The sequence below is a fragment of the Pedobacter sp. AC212 genome, assembly GCF_979258625.1.
The window spans coordinates 4,953,251-4,970,030 of the sequence record NZ_OZ409870.1; the positions used below are offsets into that span (position 1 = coordinate 4,953,251).

At 41.8% G+C, this 16,780-nt stretch carries 11 protein-coding genes, 2 tRNA genes and 3 rRNA genes; 7 read left to right on the forward strand and 9 right to left on the reverse strand.

Annotation, left to right across the window (positions count from 1 at the left end):
- The first annotated feature begins 18 nt into the window (after positions 1–18).
- The 3 genes from ACZZZC_RS21300 to ACZZZC_RS21310 are packed head-to-tail and all read left to right on the forward strand — an operon-like array spanning position 19 to position 2,905.
- Positions 19–1,197, forward strand: coding sequence for a glycosyltransferase family 87 protein (locus tag ACZZZC_RS21300; RefSeq protein ID WP_463483909.1), 1,179 nt, complete (start codon positions 19–21; stop codon positions 1,195–1,197).
- Positions 1,194–2,126, forward strand: a complete 933-nt coding sequence (locus ACZZZC_RS21305) for a glycosyltransferase family 2 protein (protein ID WP_463483910.1) — start codon at positions 1,194–1,196, stop codon at positions 2,124–2,126. Before ACZZZC_RS21300 ends, ACZZZC_RS21305 begins: the two co-directional genes overlap by 4 nt.
- A complete protein-coding gene (locus tag ACZZZC_RS21310; protein WP_463483911.1) occupies positions 2,126–2,905 on the forward strand; it encodes a polysaccharide deacetylase family protein in 780 nt (259 codons plus the stop codon). The genes ACZZZC_RS21305 and ACZZZC_RS21310 overlap by 1 nt, the downstream gene beginning before the upstream one ends.
- Positions 2,906–2,942: 37 nt before the next feature.
- Here the strand turns inward: ACZZZC_RS21310 and ACZZZC_RS21315 are convergent, their stop codons facing one another.
- From ACZZZC_RS21315 to ACZZZC_RS21355, 9 genes are all read right to left on the reverse strand, one after another.
- Positions 2,943–4,709 (reverse strand): S8 family peptidase, encoded by a 1,767-nt coding sequence (locus tag ACZZZC_RS21315; protein WP_463483912.1) that lies wholly within the window; start codon positions 4,707–4,709, stop codon positions 2,943–2,945.
- Positions 4,710–5,184: 475 nt separating this feature from the next.
- Positions 5,185–5,296 (reverse strand): 5S ribosomal RNA (rrf, locus tag ACZZZC_RS21320).
- Positions 5,297–5,432: 136 nt separating this feature from the next.
- Positions 5,433–8,309 (reverse strand): 23S ribosomal RNA (locus ACZZZC_RS21325).
- Between the two features lie 390 nt (positions 8,310–8,699).
- Positions 8,700–8,773, reverse strand: a tRNA-Ala gene (locus ACZZZC_RS21330).
- 13 nt (positions 8,774–8,786) lie between these two features.
- Positions 8,787–8,861: transfer RNA gene (locus ACZZZC_RS21335), tRNA-Ile, on the reverse strand.
- A gap of 185 nt (positions 8,862–9,046) precedes the next feature.
- Positions 9,047–10,566: ribosomal RNA gene (locus ACZZZC_RS21340) — 16S ribosomal RNA — on the reverse strand.
- The 16S, 23S and 5S rRNA genes sit together here with 2 tRNA genes alongside, the layout of an rRNA operon.
- A gap of 1,173 nt (positions 10,567–11,739) precedes the next feature.
- Positions 11,740–12,099: a CoA-binding protein gene (locus tag ACZZZC_RS21345; RefSeq protein ID WP_463483913.1), complete on the reverse strand. Its 360-nt coding sequence runs from the start codon at positions 12,097–12,099 to the stop codon at positions 11,740–11,742.
- Between the two features lie 9 nt (positions 12,100–12,108).
- On the reverse strand, positions 12,109–12,585 hold the full coding sequence (locus tag ACZZZC_RS21350; protein WP_463483914.1) for a DinB family protein: 477 nt from the start codon (positions 12,583–12,585) through the stop codon (positions 12,109–12,111).
- 31 nt (positions 12,586–12,616) lie between these two features.
- A complete protein-coding gene (locus tag ACZZZC_RS21355; protein ID WP_463483915.1) occupies positions 12,617–14,158 on the reverse strand; it encodes an NAD(P)/FAD-dependent oxidoreductase in 1,542 nt (513 codons plus the stop codon).
- 219 nt (positions 14,159–14,377) lie between these two features.
- Between ACZZZC_RS21355 and ACZZZC_RS21360 the strand changes: the two genes are divergently transcribed.
- The 4 genes from ACZZZC_RS21360 (at position 14,378) to ACZZZC_RS21375 (ending at position 16,775) form a co-directional block, all read left to right on the forward strand.
- Positions 14,378–14,959, forward strand: a complete 582-nt coding sequence (locus tag ACZZZC_RS21360) for a LemA family protein (protein WP_056852010.1) — start codon at positions 14,378–14,380, stop codon at positions 14,957–14,959.
- An 83-nt stretch (positions 14,960–15,042) separates the two neighbouring features.
- Positions 15,043–15,486 carry a TPM domain-containing protein gene (locus ACZZZC_RS21365; protein ID WP_463483916.1) on the forward strand — a complete coding sequence of 148 codons (444 nt, stop codon included), beginning with the start codon at positions 15,043–15,045 and terminating at the stop codon, positions 15,484–15,486.
- Positions 15,487–15,489: 3 nt separating this feature from the next.
- Complete coding sequence (locus ACZZZC_RS21370) at positions 15,490–16,284, forward strand: TPM domain-containing protein (RefSeq protein ID WP_463483917.1); 795 nt, start codon at positions 15,490–15,492, stop codon at positions 16,282–16,284.
- A gap of 104 nt (positions 16,285–16,388) precedes the next feature.
- On the forward strand, positions 16,389–16,775 hold the full coding sequence (locus ACZZZC_RS21375) for a hypothetical protein (RefSeq protein ID WP_463483918.1): 387 nt from the start codon (positions 16,389–16,391) through the stop codon (positions 16,773–16,775).
- Positions 16,776–16,780 lie beyond the last annotated feature (5 nt).

Here is a 16,780-nt window from a genome sequence, read left to right on the forward strand (position 1 = left end):
CTTCGGCTGTTAATTACCATGGCGGATTCAAATAACCCAAAATCACGTAAAATTTTTAGCTTTCTACTAAAAAAGGAATGTATCATTGCCGTTTACGTTCTTCTGGCCCTTATTGCTGGCTTCAAGCAATACCAACATCATTCCTATAACAACTATCTCATTTTCAAATATGTCTATTACCACACAATAGACTTACAGAACCTTTATAATAATTATCCTAAGTATGGCGATAGTAACCATTATGGCCCTATATTTTCGGTGTTTATAGCACCTTTTGCATTATTACCAGATGGTTTGGGGATGATTTTATGGAACGTAGCAAATGTTGCTGTGCTACTGTTTGGAATTTTCAGTCTGCCAATTTCAATAAGGAAAAGGAGTATCATTGCGTGGATTTGTGCCCACGAAACTTTAACCGCATTATTCAGTTTTCAATTTAATATTGCACTTACAGGGCTCATCATCCTCAGTTTTTCCTACTTAATAAAACAGAAAGAAGTTAAATCTGCGCTATTCATCGCCATTGGCACATTAATAAAATTATATGGGATAGTAGGTCTGGCTTTCTTTTTCTTTGCCCGTAACAAACTTAAGTTTATTATAGCTGGGCTTATCGCATTTTGTATATTATTCGCTTTACCGATGGTTCTATCATCTCCAACATTTGTAGTTCAATCTTATGCTGATTGGTATAATTCACTGGTGCATAAAAATGCGACAAATGCATCATTAACGTCTTTTCAGGATATATCGCTAATGGGCATGGCAAGGAGAATTAGTGGAAATGTGGAACTATCCAACACCCCATTTCTATTGGGTGGATTATTACTCTTTGGCTTACCATATTTACGTGTTAACCAATTTAAGCATTTAGCCTTTCGATTAATGTTGTTGGCTTCTACCTTAATATTTACGGTAATTTTTAGCAGTGGTTCCGAATCGCCGACTTACATCATTGCATTCGCTGGTGTCGCAATTTGGTTTGTTATTCAGCAAAAAAACAATTGGATTGTGGGCTTATTCATTTTTGCGTTTATACTGACCAGCCTATCGCCTACTGACATTTTTCCGAGAGCGATAAAAGAATTTATTCGTCTATATTCGCTCAAAGCCCTACCTTGTATAATCATCTGGCTAACCATTATTTTCCAGATGCTGAAAGAAGATTTTGAATCTTATTTGACTACCGATAAATGAGAAAATTAGTTTCCATAGTGATACCGGCTTACAACGAAGCTGATAATATTTTTGTTATTGCAGAAAGTATTAAAAAGGTTTTCTCTTCAATTGATTATCATTATGAAATCATACTGGTGGATGATGGAAGCGCCGATCATACGCTCGAAAAGATCAAAGCTTATACATCAACTTCCGATAATGTTTTTTTCCTTGAATTCTCCAGGAATTTTGGCCATCAACTTGCTGTAAAAGCAGGCATGGACCATGCTTTCGGTGATTGTGTGATTTCTATGGATTGTGATATGCAACATCCGCCAGAACTAATTCCAGAAATGCTACAAAAATGGCAGGAAGGTTTTGAAGTTGTCTATACCATTCGTGAGGAAGATAAGACGCTTTCAAAAGGAAAACGCAGTTCGTCGAGTTTATTTTATAAAACATTAAACTGGCTATCAGATATCGATTTAGAACCCGGAGCAGCAGATTTTCGTCTGCTCGATCAAAAAGTGGTGAATGTGTTTAGAAATTTCCAGGAGAACGAACCGTTTCTGCGTGGACTGGTAAAATGGTTGGGATTTAAACAGTACGCCATAAAATATAACCCGGCTGCACGCTTTTCTGGAAAAAGTAAATACACCATAAAAAAGATGTTTCGCCTCGCACTTCACGGTGTTACCTCATTTAGTATTAAACCACTCTATTCTGCCGTCTATTTAGGCTTCATCTTGTCACTGGCTTCGGTACTCTATATTCCTTACGTTATTTATGCATTTGTAAACAATGTAGAGGTTTCCGGCTGGGCATCAATGATCATGACTATCGTATTTTTTGGTGGTTTGCAACTAATCATTTTAGGTATTATCGGCATCTATGTGGGTAAAATGTTTATGCAAACTAAAAACCGTCCAAATTATATCATCCGTTCAACAAATATTCCCAATAAATAATGGTGCTTTTAAGTTTCGATATTGAAGAATTTGATATGCCCTTTGAATACGGAAAAGATATTTCTTTTGCCGATCAAATCGCCATTTCCAGAAAGGGTACAATTGCTATTCTGGATCTGTTAGATAAACATCAAGTTAAAGCTACCTTTTTTTGCACAGTAACATTTGCAGAAAATATTCCAGATCTTATCAAACGAATTGTTGAAACTGGCCACGAATTGGCTTCTCATGGTTACTACCATTCCGATTTCAAACCAGAGCATTTGCTTCAATCAAAATTGAAATTGGAAGAACTATCGGGTGCAGAAATCACCGGCTATCGCATGGCTCGGATGATGCCTGTGGATGAAAAGGAAATCGAAAAAGCAGGATATCAATATAATACTTCAATTAATCCTACATATCTTCCCGGCCGATACAACAATTTTCATATCTCCAGAACAATTTATACCGAAGAGAATGTTTTACAAATTCCGGCTTCAGTTAGTCCAATTGTAAGGTTTCCACTCTTTTGGCTTTCCTTTCATAATTTACCTTTAAGCCTTTATAAGAAATTGGCCAGCTGGACTTATAAAAAAGATAAATACCTTAATATTTACTTCCACCCTTGGGAATTTACAGATCTTGACGATTTTGAAAAATTTGGCTTTCCAGCCTATGTTCGTAAAAACACTGGCGATAAAATGATGAGTAGAATGGACGAGTTTATCAAGTGGCTAAAATCAAAAGACTATCCGTTCGGTACTTTTCAGCAGTTTATGAGAAACATCAAAAAATAATTGATAGATAAATAAAACTGCAAGGAGCAGATTAAAACTATTTATAGGTCTCTGCTAATTTCAAGGCATTGTACGCATTAACTATTCCACCACTTACGCAAATCTCGCTAAACATAGCACGAACATTGTCACCCTTAATATCTTTATATTTTACTTTATGAGCCACTGGCGAAACCGATTTCATAATGATTTCACGTACCTGTGCAGGAGTTAAATGCGGATAATAACCGAGAATTAATGCAGCAAGACCTGACACCACTGGGGCAGCCATACTTGTTCCATCAGCGTCTTCATATTTCCCCTCAGGAACAGTAGAATTGATTAAAAATCCAGGAGCAAAAACGTCTACAGTATGTTTTCCATAATTAGAAAAACTTGCTTTTAAGTCTTCATTATCTTTATAGGAACTTGCACCCACTTCAATCCAATTATTGGCATGCGGGAGAGCAAACTTTGCGGTATCTAACGGAATTGTTTTAGTTTCAAGCGTTCTCCCTATCGAAGGTGCCATTCCCCCAATTCCACTATTTTGATTAGTTCTTGGAAGGGGTACAAAATCTGGCTTAGCAGGTTTTTTATGGGTTTCTTTATATGCTTCAGCTTCCATGCTCTCGAAATATTTATTTGGAAAGTTTTCTTCAATATCATTGTTTTGATTATCATTGCCTGCAGCGTGCACCAACAAAACTCCTTTGGTTTCTGCATATTTCACCGCTTCATCAACAATCTTTTTGTCCCATTTGTAGGATTTTCCGAAGCTCATGTTAATTACCTTGGCGCCATTATCTACCGCATACCTGATTCCATTAGCCACATCCTTATCACGCTCATCTCCAGTAGGCACCACTCTAATAGCCATAATACTTACACTATTTGCCACCCCCATAATGCCCAAAGAATTTGAACGATCGGCACCAATAATTCCCGATACATGTGTGCCATGAAAGGCATCTGGTCCCTTTACATCGCTATTGCCATAATTTCGTTGATTGGCATTGGTGTAATCATCACCAACCAATTCAGAACGCATATCGTATTTAGGATTTAAATTGTACTTAAGCATAGCATCATATTGCTTATAGCCATCCTTAATACTTTTATAAAATTTCTCAAAACTCCCGTCTTCTTTTGAGCCTTTTCTGATAATCGTCTTCACTTGTTCCTCCGTTTCATCATCAGCTTTATATTTCTCAATGTCTTCGTAGGATGGAATTTTCTTATTATTTACTATTGATACGGAATCCAGTACTTTATTAATAGCCAACAAAACAGAAAAAGTATTGCTGGCATCCTCATATTTTTTACCGAAATCGCCAACCATTTTTTTATACAACTTATATTCTTCTTTTTGTGCGCTATCTAAAGGAGTAAGATTGGTTGTAGATTGGTATTTTGGAGTATAAATTCTTAAGAGTCTTACGAGTTCTAAATTATCAAATTCTAGGTTACCCTTTTTAGATCCTATAAAATTCCACCCATGAATATCATCAACATATCCATTTCCATCATCATCAATACCATTATTGGGAATCTCTTTTTTGTTCGTCCACAAAACACTTTTTAAATCGGGATGATTCGTATCAACCCCACCATCAATAACAGCGACGATAATATTTTGCTTAACTTTTTTATCTTTTAATAACTTACTATATGCTTTTTCAGCACTGATACCAAAATAGCCACTTTCAGTCAAATCCAAATTGTACCAATTGGCAGGAAGCTTTACGTCCTTAGATTGACCAAAAACATTTGCAGCGAAAACGCAAAAAAAAATGAATAAAACTAATTTGGATATATTATTCATGATAAACAAGGTGTACGTAATATTACAATAATACGGTTTTATTGCCTTGGGGGCTATACATTTTACATTTTTTAACAGATTTCAATATAGTATTTGAAAATGATTGTTAGCATTTCATTTCTCCTTCAATCCCGCTGTCCCTTCAATCTTTTTGTTTTGGGGTATATCGGCTTTTAGCGGTAGCGGTACAAAAAGGATTTTCGTACCATCAGGTTTATCAAACTTAAGATAGGTGTTTCATCGGTCGGACTTGTCTTCCTACAGGTATTCCAAAACCGGGTACCCAGCTATATGACCTATATTCCTATATGGTTCAACAAGTCCAGGCAGTTCTGTAATTACTTAGAGACAGTTGCTCTCTGTTCCCTACCCTTTATTCTTTTTCTCCCCCTGAATTACAGAACCGTTTTAAACGAAGAAACCCCATCAGCTGTTGCTGACGGGGTTCTCGCTAATGCCCTTTTGGGGCTTTAAGATTTGGCACCGACCTACTCTCCCACGTGTTACCGCAGTACCATCGGCTCTGGTGGGCTTAACTTCTCTGTTCGGAATGGGAAGAGGTGGACACCACCGATATAGGCACCTAAATGTTTTTAAATAGTATGTGGTATTTAGCCGTTGGTATTTAGATATCTAATCTATCTACCAAGTACTCAGTACCAACTACTAAATGACATATTATTGAAAGAAGTTATGTTAGAAGAACAAACAACAGTCTGTTTGCTTTGAAAGCTTCGGATGATTAGTACTACTCGACTGTGCTGTCGCCAGCTTTACATCTGTAGCCTATCAACGTAGTAGTCTTCTACGGTCCTATATGGAATTCTCATCTCGTGGCTAGTTTCGCACTTAGATGCTTTCAGCGCTTATCTATTCCCAGCGTAGCTACTCTGCAATGCCCCTGGCGGAACAACAGATTCACTAGAGGCTAGTCCAACCCGGTCCTCTCGTACTAAGGTCAGCCCCACTCAAAATTCCTACGCCCACAACAGATAGGGACCGAACTGTCTCGCGACGTTCTGAACCCAGCTCGCGTGCCACTTTAATCGGCGAACAGCCGAACCCTTGGGACCTTCTCCAGCCCCAGGATGTGACGAGCCGACATCGAGGTGCCAAACCTCCCCGTCGATATGAGCTCTTGGGGGAGATCAGCCTGTTATCCCCAGCGTACCTTTTATCCTTTGAGCGATGGCCCTTCCATGCAGAACCACCGGATCACTATATCCGTCTTTCGACCCTGATCGACCTGTATGTCTCACAGTCAAGCAAGCTTATGCTATTGCACTCCGCGTACGGTTACCAAGCGTACTGAGCTTACCTTTGAAAGCCTCCGTTACCTTTTTGGAGGCGACCACCCCAGTCAAACTACCCATCAAACAATGTCTCCCGCTAGGCGGGATTAGACACCGAATACAGAAAGGGTGGTATTTCAACGTTGGCTCCACGACGCCTAGCGACGCCGCTTCAAAGCCTCCCACCTATCCTACACATCCTGTATCCAATGTCAATGTTAAATTGTAGTGAAGGTGCATGGGGTCTTTCCGTCCCGTTGCGGGTACCCGGCGTCTTCACCGGGACCACAATTTCACCGAGCTCATGGCTGAGACAGCGCCCAGATCGTTACACCATTCGTGCAGGTCGGAACTTACCCGACAAGGAATTTCGCTACCTTAGGACCGTTATAGTTACGGCCGCCGTTTACTGGGGCTTCGATTCAATGCTTCTCCTTGCGGATGACATCCCCTCTTAACCTTCCAGCACCGGGCAGGTGTCAGGCCTTATACCTCATCTTTCGATTTTGCAAAGCCATGTGTTTTTGTTAAACAGTCGCCTGGGCCTTTTCACTGCGGCTGACATTGCTGCCAGCGCCCCTTCTCCCGAAGTTACAGGGCCATTTTGCCGAGTTCCTTAGCCATGATTCACTCGAGCACCTTAGAATCCTCTTCCCGGATACCTGTGTCGGTTTGCGGTACGGGTTTTTATAACCTGAAGCTTAGCGGTTTTTCTTGGAAGTCTGATTACCTGCGCTATCCACTCACCCGAAGGCTTGCGGTACTATCGACTTTCAGCTAGATCGGCGGATTTGCCTACCGTTCCATTACCTACTGTCTTTAACGATCTATTCCGTCAGATCGCGGCAGTGTCACTACTCCGTCCCCACATCGCAGTTATAAAAAGTACTGGAATATTAACCAGTTGTCCATCGAATTTCCCCTTCGGGTTCTCCTTAGGTCCCGACTGACCCTGATCCGATTAGCGTTGATCAGGAAACCTTATCCTTTCGGTGGGCGGGTTTCTCTCCCGCCTTATCGTTACTTATGCCTACATTTGCTTTTCTAGAAGCTCCAGCACCCATTACCAGATACCTTCGCTGCCGCTAGAATGCTCCCCTACCGATATATTTCAATCCCATAGCTTCGGTGTACAATTTAATGCCCGTTTATTATCCATGCCCGATCGCTCGACTAGTGAGCTGTTACGCACTCTTTAAATGAATGGCTGCTTCCAAGCCAACATCCTAGCTGTCTGTGCAATCGGACCTCGTTAGTTCAACTTAACTGTAACTTGGGGACCTTAGCTGATGGTCTGGGTTCTTTCCCTCTCGGCGCGTGACCTTAGCACCCCGCGCCTCACTGCAGATCATATTTCATAGCATTCGGAGTTTGTCTGGATTTGGTAGGATTTGACTCCCCCGCACCCAATCAGTAGCTCTACCTCTATGAAACTTAATATCCACGCTGTTCCTAAAAACATTTCGGGGAGTACGAGCTATTTCCCAGTTTGATTAGCCTTTCACCCCTACCCACAGATCATCCGGAAACTTTTCAACGTTTATCGGTTCGGTCCTCCAGTACGTGTTACCGCACCTTCAACCTGTCCATGGGTAGATCACAAGGTTTCGCGTCTACCCCCTCTGACTATACGCCCTATTCAGACTCGCTTTCGCTTCGGATCCGTGCCTGAAGCACTTAACCTTGCCAGAGAGGAGTAACTCGTAGGCTCATTATGCAAAAGGCACGCCGTCACACCACTTGGATGCTCCGACCGCTTGTAAGTACACGGTTTCAGGTTCTATTTCACTCCCCTGTTCGGGGTTCTTTTCACCTTTCCCTCACGGTACTGGTTCACTATCGGTCTCTCAGGAGTATTTAGCCTTACCGGATGGTGCCGGCAGATTCCCACAAGGCGTCTCCGACCTCGCGGTACTCAGGATACTGCTAGACTAGCATTCTATACGTGTACCGGGCTATCACCGTGTATCGCTGGGCTTCCCATCCCATTCCACTTCTGTTTGCTAATGCCATGTCGCAGTCCTACAACCCCACCTATGCCGTAACATGGATGGTTTGGGCTCTTTCCCTTTCGCTCGCCACTACTCAGGAAATCATTGTTATTTTCTCTTCCTCTGCTTACTTAGATGTTTCAGTTCGGCAGGTTTGCTCATTATATGTGACTGGTCTTCAACCAGCCGGGTTGCCCCATTCGGAAATCTTCGGATCAATTCCTATTTGCAAATACCCGAAGCTTATCGCAGCTTATCACGTCCTTCATCGCCTCTGAGAGCCAAGGCATCCCCCGTGTACTCTTTATTACTTTCTTCTACTCATATGCCTTTTGCGCCATATGGTATGCTTTTTTTGCTCTTGTTATGATGTCTCATGCTTAGCGGTCTCTTGCGATTCCTTTAAGCGAGCACAAACACAACAGTCGCCTATTGTTGTTTGCTCTTCTTTTTTAACTTCTTCCAATATGTCAAAGAACTTTACCAAGGCTGAAGATCGAAGGTATAAAGGTTTAGGATTTCATCGTCCTATACCTAAGCTCCGTTTCAGCTTCGTTAGTCAAAAACTGCGGTCTCGAACCGTTTCTTGTAGTCCTTAGTACTCAGTATATAGTACTTAGATTATCACAAGTGCCCCATGGCGTTTCTTTTCTTTCTTTCAATCTGTCAATGATGACCACCGATCCCGGTGATGTGTTTTCTTACTGTGGAGAATAACGGAGTCGAACCGTTGACCTCCTGCGTGCAAGGCAGGCGCTCTAGCCAGCTGAGCTAATCCCCCAGGATTATTAAAGTAGTCCCGTCCAGATTTGAACTGGAGACCCCTACATTATCAGTGTAGTGCTCTAACCAGGCTGAGCTACGGGACTGTGCTTTTCGGTGTGGCATTCTTTGCGGTTAGTATATTACCGCTACCGCTCCATTTGCTTTACCTAGCTTTCGTTCCGATGTCTTTTGGTTACCAGACAACCGTCATTTCTTCTGGGTGTTTTCTTTTTTGTTTCTCTTGTTTTGAAATATCATGTTGCGCAGTGAGTAGTCAACTCCACTCCAGAAAGGAGGTATTCCAGCCGCACCTTCCGGTACGGCTACCTTGTTACGACTTAGCCCCAGTTATCGGTTTTACCCTAGGACGCTCCTTTCGGTTACATACTTTAGGTACCCCCAACTTCCATGGCTTGACGGGCGGTGTGTACAAGGCCCGGGAACGTATTCACCGCGTCATTGCTGATACGCGATTACTAGCGAATCCAACTTCATGGGGTCGAGTTGCAGACCCCAATCCGAACTGTGAATGGCTTTGTGAGATTCGCATCATATTGCTATGTAGCTGCCCTCTGTACCATCCATTGTAGCACGTGTGTAGCCCCGGACGTAAGGGCCATGATGACTTGACGTCGTCCCCTCCTTCCTCTCTGTTTGCACAGGCAGTCTGTTTAGAGTCCCCACCATAACGTGCTGGCAACTAAACATAGGGGTTGCGCTCGTTGCGGGACTTAACCCAACACCTCACGGCACGAGCTGACGACAGCCATGCAGCACCTAGTTTCGTGTGATTGCTCACTGATCCATCTCTGGATCATTCACTAACTTTCAAGCCCGGGTAAGGTTCCTCGCGTATCATCGAATTAAACCACATGCTCCTCCGCTTGTGCGGGCCCCCGTCAATTCCTTTGAGTTTCACTCTTGCGAGCGTACTCCCCAGGTGGAACACTTAACGCTTTCGCTTAGCCGCTGACTGTGTATCGCCAACAGCGAGTGTTCATCGTTTAGGGCGTGGACTACCAGGGTATCTAATCCTGTTTGATCCCCACGCTTTCGTGCCTCAGCGTCAATAAGACCATAGTAAGCTGCCTTCGCAATCGGTGTTCTGAGACATATCTATGCATTTCACCGCTACTTGTCTCATTCCGCCTACCTCTAGTCCATTCAAGCCCATCAGTATCAAGGGCACTGCGATAGTTGAGCTACCGTCTTTCACCCCTGACTTAACAGGCCGCCTACGCACCCTTTAAACCCAATAAATCCGGATAACGCTTGGATCCTCCGTATTACCGCGGCTGCTGGCACGGAGTTAGCCGATCCTTATTCCTTCGGTACATTCAGCTATTTACACGTAAATAGGTTTATTCCCGAATAAAAGCAGTTTACAACCCATAGGGCAGTCTTCCTGCACGCGGCATGGCTGGTTCAGAGTTGCCTCCATTGACCAATATTCCTTACTGCTGCCTCCCGTAGGAGTCTGGTCCGTGTCTCAGTACCAGTGTGGGGGGCCATCCTCTCAGATCCCCTAGTCATCGTCGCCTTGGTGGGCCGTTACCCCGCCAACTAGCTAATGACACGCATGCCCATCTCCATCCCATAAATGTTTGATCATTGGATAATGCCATCCTGTGATTTTATGCGGTATTAATCCGGATTTCTCCGGGCTATCCCCCAGATGAAGGTAGGTTGCATACGCGTTACGCACCCGTGCGCCGGTCTCAAAGAAGCAAGCCTCTTCTACCCCTCGACTTGCATGTATTAGGCCTGCCGCTAGCGTTCATCCTGAGCCAGGATCAAACTCTCCATTGTAAAATGTGTTGTAAGATTCTGACCAGTTTTAACTATCGTTAAAAATAGTCTTCTTTTGTTTTGTCCGTTGGACATTGACTTTAAAATGTAATAAGGAACTCTGTACTTGAATTCGTACTTCATTACCCCACTACGCATCATTGACATCTCTTTTAAGAACTTATCGACAATCGCCTCACGGCCTGTCTCTATATATCTGCTCGCTTCATCTGGGCATGAGTCTTGATCGTCTCTTCCCTGTTTCCGCTCGTTTCAATCTTTTTGTTTCTGGTCTTCCGCGACATCCGCCGCTCGACTTTTTTCCTTTCCTTTCGGTTGGGAGTGCAAAGGTAGAAAACTTTTTCGGACTTCCAAATAAAATAATCTTTATTTTTTCGTTCCCGTTTTCTTTCTGCTTTTCAATATGCCGCTTTTTCAGGCGGCTTCCCGTTCCTTCCGAACCGGGCTGCAAAGGTAGCGATCTTTTTCTTTTCCGCAAATTTATTTTAAAATAAATTCTTGGCCTTTTTCTCCTCTCACATTCCCCAGATCCATCTTTTCACTGCAACCGTTTCCTCCGAAGCGGGATGCAAAAATAGAAAAAATTCCGCTCCCAGCAAATACTACACACCCTTTTTTTTGATCTTTATTGTAAAAGCCTGTTTTTCAAGCGGAAAATTTTTCGAGAACAGCAAAACAAATAGGGCAATCGGGTGTATGCTTCGGAAAATCACATCCGCAGGACGCTGGCTGAGCTAGCGGGAGCAGGAAACAAAGGAAAGGCTTATGCTGCAAAGCGTGAGCTTTCTTGGGTTTTTGAACCATATAGAGATATAGAAAATATAGGTTTTACAGCCCAAAGGTTGTTTTGGCTTCAGCGGCCGCTGTGATTTTGGCCTTCACCATGCGCTTTTTGTTTTTATGAACCATATAGATATATAGGACATATAGACTGAAAGTATATTGGTTACTTAGCTAGTAAGTCAGAGCGGAAAGGGGTTCGGTATCGAGGTTTTTGGTTTGTTGGACGGGTAGAATGTTGTTATATCTAACGGATGTCTCTACCAGAACCGATCTCAACGGAAAATCAATGATTGATAATTGTAGCAAACAAGTTCAGTGCCTAATTCTGGAGACAAAAAGTTAAAGCAGAGGTTTGGCTAAAGTTCGACAATGCAAATAGCGCTTTCTAAATCAATATTGACCCGTACTTAGCATCACTAATGTGCAAGCTCTAACCGGTTCAATTCCATGCTGATCTAATAACTTTTCAAGTTCAAAGTTTTCAGTGCCAGGATTAAAAATCACCCGCTTTGGCTTGGTGTCTAGTATATAATCATGATACTGAGGCTGCAAGGCTGGTCCAATATAAAGTGTAACAGTGTCAATATCGTCATGGATTACTCCGGGCTTTTCGATCTCGATGCCAGCAACTTCACCTTTTTTGATGCCAACATTTACAAAATCGTGATTGAAGCGCTTTAACATATGAGCGGCTTTATAAGCATATCTAGATGGATCTGGTGAAGCTCCTATTATTAATGTCTTTTTCATTTCTTAAAGTTAAGCATTATTGAATTTTGATAATAGCGCAATTTGGCCAGCATGATAAGCGTGGTGTTGTATCAAGCCATTTAACAACTCTGCATTGGTTATTGCTGAACCTGAAATTGGAATGATTTCATTTAATGTTTCTAAATCCCATTGACTATCTGAAAATTCAGTGCATTGCCTGATAAGTTCTTCATTGGCTACCTTGAAATCAAAAATAATTCTCTCCCACGCTTGAGCAGATTTTGCTTCCGGAATTGGCCAATCTCCTTTTATTGGTTCACCCGAGGGTGCGCCCATCAACCTTGAAGTCACTTCTTCTGTCCAAGAGGTAAGGTGGAGTGCAATTTCTGCAATAGAATGTGCTCCAGGAATGAAATGTTCGAAGGCATTTTCTGCCAGAACATTATTTAAAATCTGCATGGAATGATTACCATGCCAAGCATCGCCATTAAAGGCTTTTTGCATTTCGTTTAAAATATTCAGCATATTTAAACAACAAGCCTAGGATTATAATGTTTTATAGCGATTTTAGGATTGCATTGGCACAATTAATTCCATCAATAGCAGCTGAAACAATTCCGCCAGCATACCCTGCACCTTCTGCGCAAGGATACAAGCCCTTAATCTGGGGATGCTGATAAGATTCTTTATCTCGTGGAATACGAACGGGAGAAGAGGTTCGGCTTTCTACACCAACCAAGATTGCCTCATTTGTATAATACCCTTTCATTTTTTTTCCAAACAAGGGCAGTGCTGCTTTTAAACTCTCGGATACGAATTGGGGGAGAATATTATCTAACATTACGCTTTTGGTACCTGGCAGATAAGAATTTCTAGGCAAATCTATCGATAGCTTGTTATTGACAAAATCTATCAGGCGTTGGGCCGGAGCTACCAAATTTCCACCGCCAGCTTCGAAAGCAAGCTTTTCTATTTCCGATTGAAAGTTTAGCATTCTCAGCGGATCATAACCCTGAACATCATCTAAAGTAACCTGAACAACGGTGCCAGAATTTGCAAAAGGATTATTCCTTTTTGAAGGCGACCAGCCGTTTACCACGATCTCATTTTCGCCCGTAGCACAAGGTGCTATAATGCCGCCGGGACACATACAAAATGAAAACACTCCGCGTGCCCCCACCTGCTCTACCAAGCTATAATAAGCAGGCGGTAAAAATTCAGACCGTATATCGCAATGATATTGGGCTGCATCGATAATTTCCTGAGGGTGTTCAATTCTTACTCCTAATGCAAATGGCTTTGCTTCGATTAGAATATTCTTTCTATGCAATAATTCATATACATCTCTTGCGGAGTGACCAGTGGCAAGAATGAGATGGTCTGCATAGATCTTATCTTCAAAATTTACCTCAATGCCTTTTACTTTACCAAATTCGGTAATGATGTCTGTCATCTGTGTATCGAAGAAAACTTCTCCACCGGCATTTAATATGGTATCCTTTATTGCAGTAATAATGTGTGGCAACTTGTTTGTACCAATGTGCGGCCGAGCATCTATCGTAATATCCTTCTCAGCACCGTGATCAACAAAAACCTGTAATACTTTATTTATATCCCCCCTTTTATTGGAGCGTGTATAAAGTTTCCCATCAGAATAGGTACCGGCGCCGCCTTCTCCATAACAATAATTTGATTCGGTATTGACCAGACCTTGTTTATTTATAGCTGCTAAATCTCTGCGGCGCTGCTTCACATCTTTTCCACGCTCAATGATGATGGGTTTTAAACCATTCTCAATACATTGTAATGCGGCAAATAATCCTGCAGGCCCGGCCCCAATAATTAATACAGGTTTTGCATCACTAACATTTTGATAAGTGACCACCGAGATATCTATTGCAGGTTCTTCATCAATAAAAACCCTTACTTGCAGGCGAAAAATAACCTTTCTGGAACGGGCATCAATAGAACGTTTCAAAATCTCGAAAGCCTTGATTCGGTTTTCCGGCAATTTTAAGGATTCTGAAAGCTTGGTTTTGATGATTTCATCCTGATCGAGCTGATGAGGAAGAAGCGTAATTTCGATGTCTTTTTGCATATATCATTGCTCAGGTATTTATCCCAAGAAAGTACAAAAATACAAAATCGGAGCAATAAATAGTATTTAACTGATTGTGCTGTTAAATTATCATATGGTTAGAGTTTTTAGTGATGCTAAAAGCTGTTATTATGACAGTTTGTAACAAAGGCATACAATTTGATATCTAATTTGTAAATTGAATAAAATTTAATTGGAACAAAGACAAAAAACATAAATATGAAAAAATTAGTATTTGGAATTATTGCTGCTGTAATTGCGGTAAGCACTTTAAGCTCATGCGGATACAATAGTATGGTGAGCCTGGACGAGAATGTGAAATCGAAATGGGGAACGGTACAAACACAATATCAAAGAAGAGCGGATTTGATTCCGAACCTGGTAGCGACTGTTAAAGGTGCAGCAAAATTTGAACAGGGAACATTGACGGCAGTTACCGAAGCAAGAGCAAAGGCAACTCAGATGACTGTTAAAGCAGATGATTTGACTCCTGAAAATATTCAAAAATATCAAGCCGCACAAGGCCAGTTAAGTCAGGCTTTGGGTAAGTTACTATCCATCACGGAAAACTATCCAGAACTTAGGGCTACCCAGCAGTTTAGTGATCTATCTGCCCAATTGGAAAGTACCGAAAACAGGATTACTGTAGCACGTAAAGATTTTAATGATGCTGTTCAGCAATATAATGGTAAGATCAGATCTTTTCCTACTAATTTAACAGCAGGGATGTTTGGATTTAAACCTAAAGGTTATTTTGAAGCGGATGCCACTGCAAAAGATGCACCAAAGGTAGAATTCTAACTATTGAACGATAACATTTCGGGGTAATACGTGTTTAACTGTTTTAACATGTATTACCCTTTTTTACTTCTAAAACTAAAGACATGTCGTTATTTTCAGAGTTGGAACAAGACAAAATTGCAAAGGCCATTACCGATGCCGAAAAAGCAACCACGGGTGAAATCAGGATTGCGATAGAAAAGCACTGCCCCGATGATCCTTTTACCAGAGCTACACAGTATTTCTCTGACTTGGATATGGATAAAACATCGCGAAGAAATGGCGTTTTGATTTACCTGGCGCATGTTGATCATAAATTTGCCATCATCGGTGACTCAGGGATTAATACTCTGGTACCGGAAAATTTCTGGGAAACTACTAAAATTGCCATGACTGCCCATTTTGCCAAAGGCGATTTAGCCGATGGAATAATTGCAGGAGTAGCTTTGGCTGGAGAAAAACTAGCATTATTTTTTCCTCCTCAAAATGGAGATATAAATGAATTGCCAAATGATATTGTTTACATGGACGACAAAAAAAATAAATAAGAGATGAGAAAAATATTCCTTTTATTCTTATTTATCTTCACGGCAAGCATTGGCTTTGGCCAAGATTTTCCCGAAAAACCATCTACTCTGGTTAATGATTATGCAGGTGTGCTTTCTATTGAACAAAGAGCATCCCTCGAGAAAAAGCTTGTAGCATTTGATGATTCTTCCTCCACGCAAATAGCGATTGCGGTATTGAAATCGGTTGGGGATTATGATATTAACGAATATGCTGTAGAACTCGGTAGAAAATGGGGCGTGGGCCAGGGAGGTAAAAATAACGGAATCATGATTGTAGTGGCGGTTGGAGATCGGAAAATCTCTATTCAAACTGGCTACGGCGTAGAAGGTGCTTTACCTGATGTTTACGCAAAGCGAATTATAGATGAAGATATTAAGCCAAATTTTAGAACCGGTGATTACTATACGGGATTAGACCAGGCAACCACAGAAATAATTAAGTATACTAAAGGCGAATATAAGAATGATAAACCTCGAACATCGAATGCCTCAAAAAAAGGCGGCGTTGGTAGTATTGCTGTAATTATCATTATTGTTATTGTAGTGATTATCATCATGCGTAAAGGTGGTGGAGGAGGCGGCAGCGAAATTATTGGTGGCCGTGGTGCTTCAAATGCGCTTTTTTGGGCTATGCTTTTCGGAAGTGGAAGTGGCCGCGGTAGCGGAAGCAGCTGGGGTAGCGGTGGCTTTGGAGGAGGTTCTTCTGGAGGTGGCGGTGGATTTGGTGGCTTCGGCGGTGGAAGTTTTGGCGGTGGCGGATCAAGTGGCAGCTGGTAGAACCGAGTTATAAGTAATAGGTAATAGGTAATAGGTTTGGAATACTCACCTAACTATTTGTTAATAGCGCCTATTTACTTTGAAGCAAAAAACATTAAAACTAAATGTATAGAAAAGACTTAATCACCGCGGAGATCCAAAAGCTTGCTGAAGTTTTAGCCCGGATTATGGGGCTGAAACTAGAAGGTAAACTTCGAGATGCTCAGGCAATGTTTGACGAAACAATGGAAAAAAGTTTCACTTTAGCACCCGCAAGCTTAGAAGATACCGATCTAGCTATTTTCAAAACCTGGCTTGAATCTGCAAATCTGTCTCCCGAGAAGCTTGATTCGCTAAGTGAATTTTTATACTATGAACTGGGGGTAAGCGCTGAACGAAACAAGCTAATCGCCCCTAAACTAAATATGATCTATAATTATTTATCAGATAAACATAAGGTTGTACATTTGGTTAATCTGCATCGACAGAAAACGATTCAGCAATATATTTAATTTAC

Excerpts from the sequence above, each read along its gene's own strand:
- ACZZZC_RS21300 (WP_463483909.1), top strand. The coding sequence starts at position 19 with ATGGCGGATTCAAATAACCCAAAATCACGTAAAATTTTTAGCTTTCTA.
- ACZZZC_RS21305 (WP_463483910.1), top strand. The coding sequence starts at position 1,194 with ATGAGAAAATTAGTTTCCATAGTGATACCGGCTTACAACGAAGCTGAT.
- ACZZZC_RS21310 (WP_463483911.1), top strand. The coding sequence starts at position 2,126 with ATGGTGCTTTTAAGTTTCGATATTGAAGAATTTGATATGCCCTTTGAA.
- ACZZZC_RS21315 (WP_463483912.1), bottom strand. The coding sequence starts at position 4,709 with ATGAATAATATATCCAAATTAGTTTTATTCATTTTTTTTTGCGTTTTC.
- ACZZZC_RS21345 (WP_463483913.1), bottom strand. The coding sequence starts at position 12,099 with ATGAAAAAGACATTAATAATAGGAGCTTCACCAGATCCATCTAGATAT.
- ACZZZC_RS21350 (WP_463483914.1), bottom strand. The coding sequence starts at position 12,585 with ATGCTGAATATTTTAAACGAAATGCAAAAAGCCTTTAATGGCGATGCT.
- ACZZZC_RS21355 (WP_463483915.1), bottom strand. The coding sequence starts at position 14,158 with ATGCAAAAAGACATCGAAATTACGCTTCTTCCTCATCAGCTCGATCAG.
- ACZZZC_RS21360 (WP_056852010.1), top strand. The coding sequence starts at position 14,378 with ATGAAAAAATTAGTATTTGGAATTATTGCTGCTGTAATTGCGGTAAGC.
- ACZZZC_RS21365 (WP_463483916.1), top strand. The coding sequence starts at position 15,043 with ATGTCGTTATTTTCAGAGTTGGAACAAGACAAAATTGCAAAGGCCATT.
- ACZZZC_RS21370 (WP_463483917.1), top strand. The coding sequence starts at position 15,490 with ATGAGAAAAATATTCCTTTTATTCTTATTTATCTTCACGGCAAGCATT.
- ACZZZC_RS21375 (WP_463483918.1), top strand. The coding sequence starts at position 16,389 with ATGTATAGAAAAGACTTAATCACCGCGGAGATCCAAAAGCTTGCTGAA.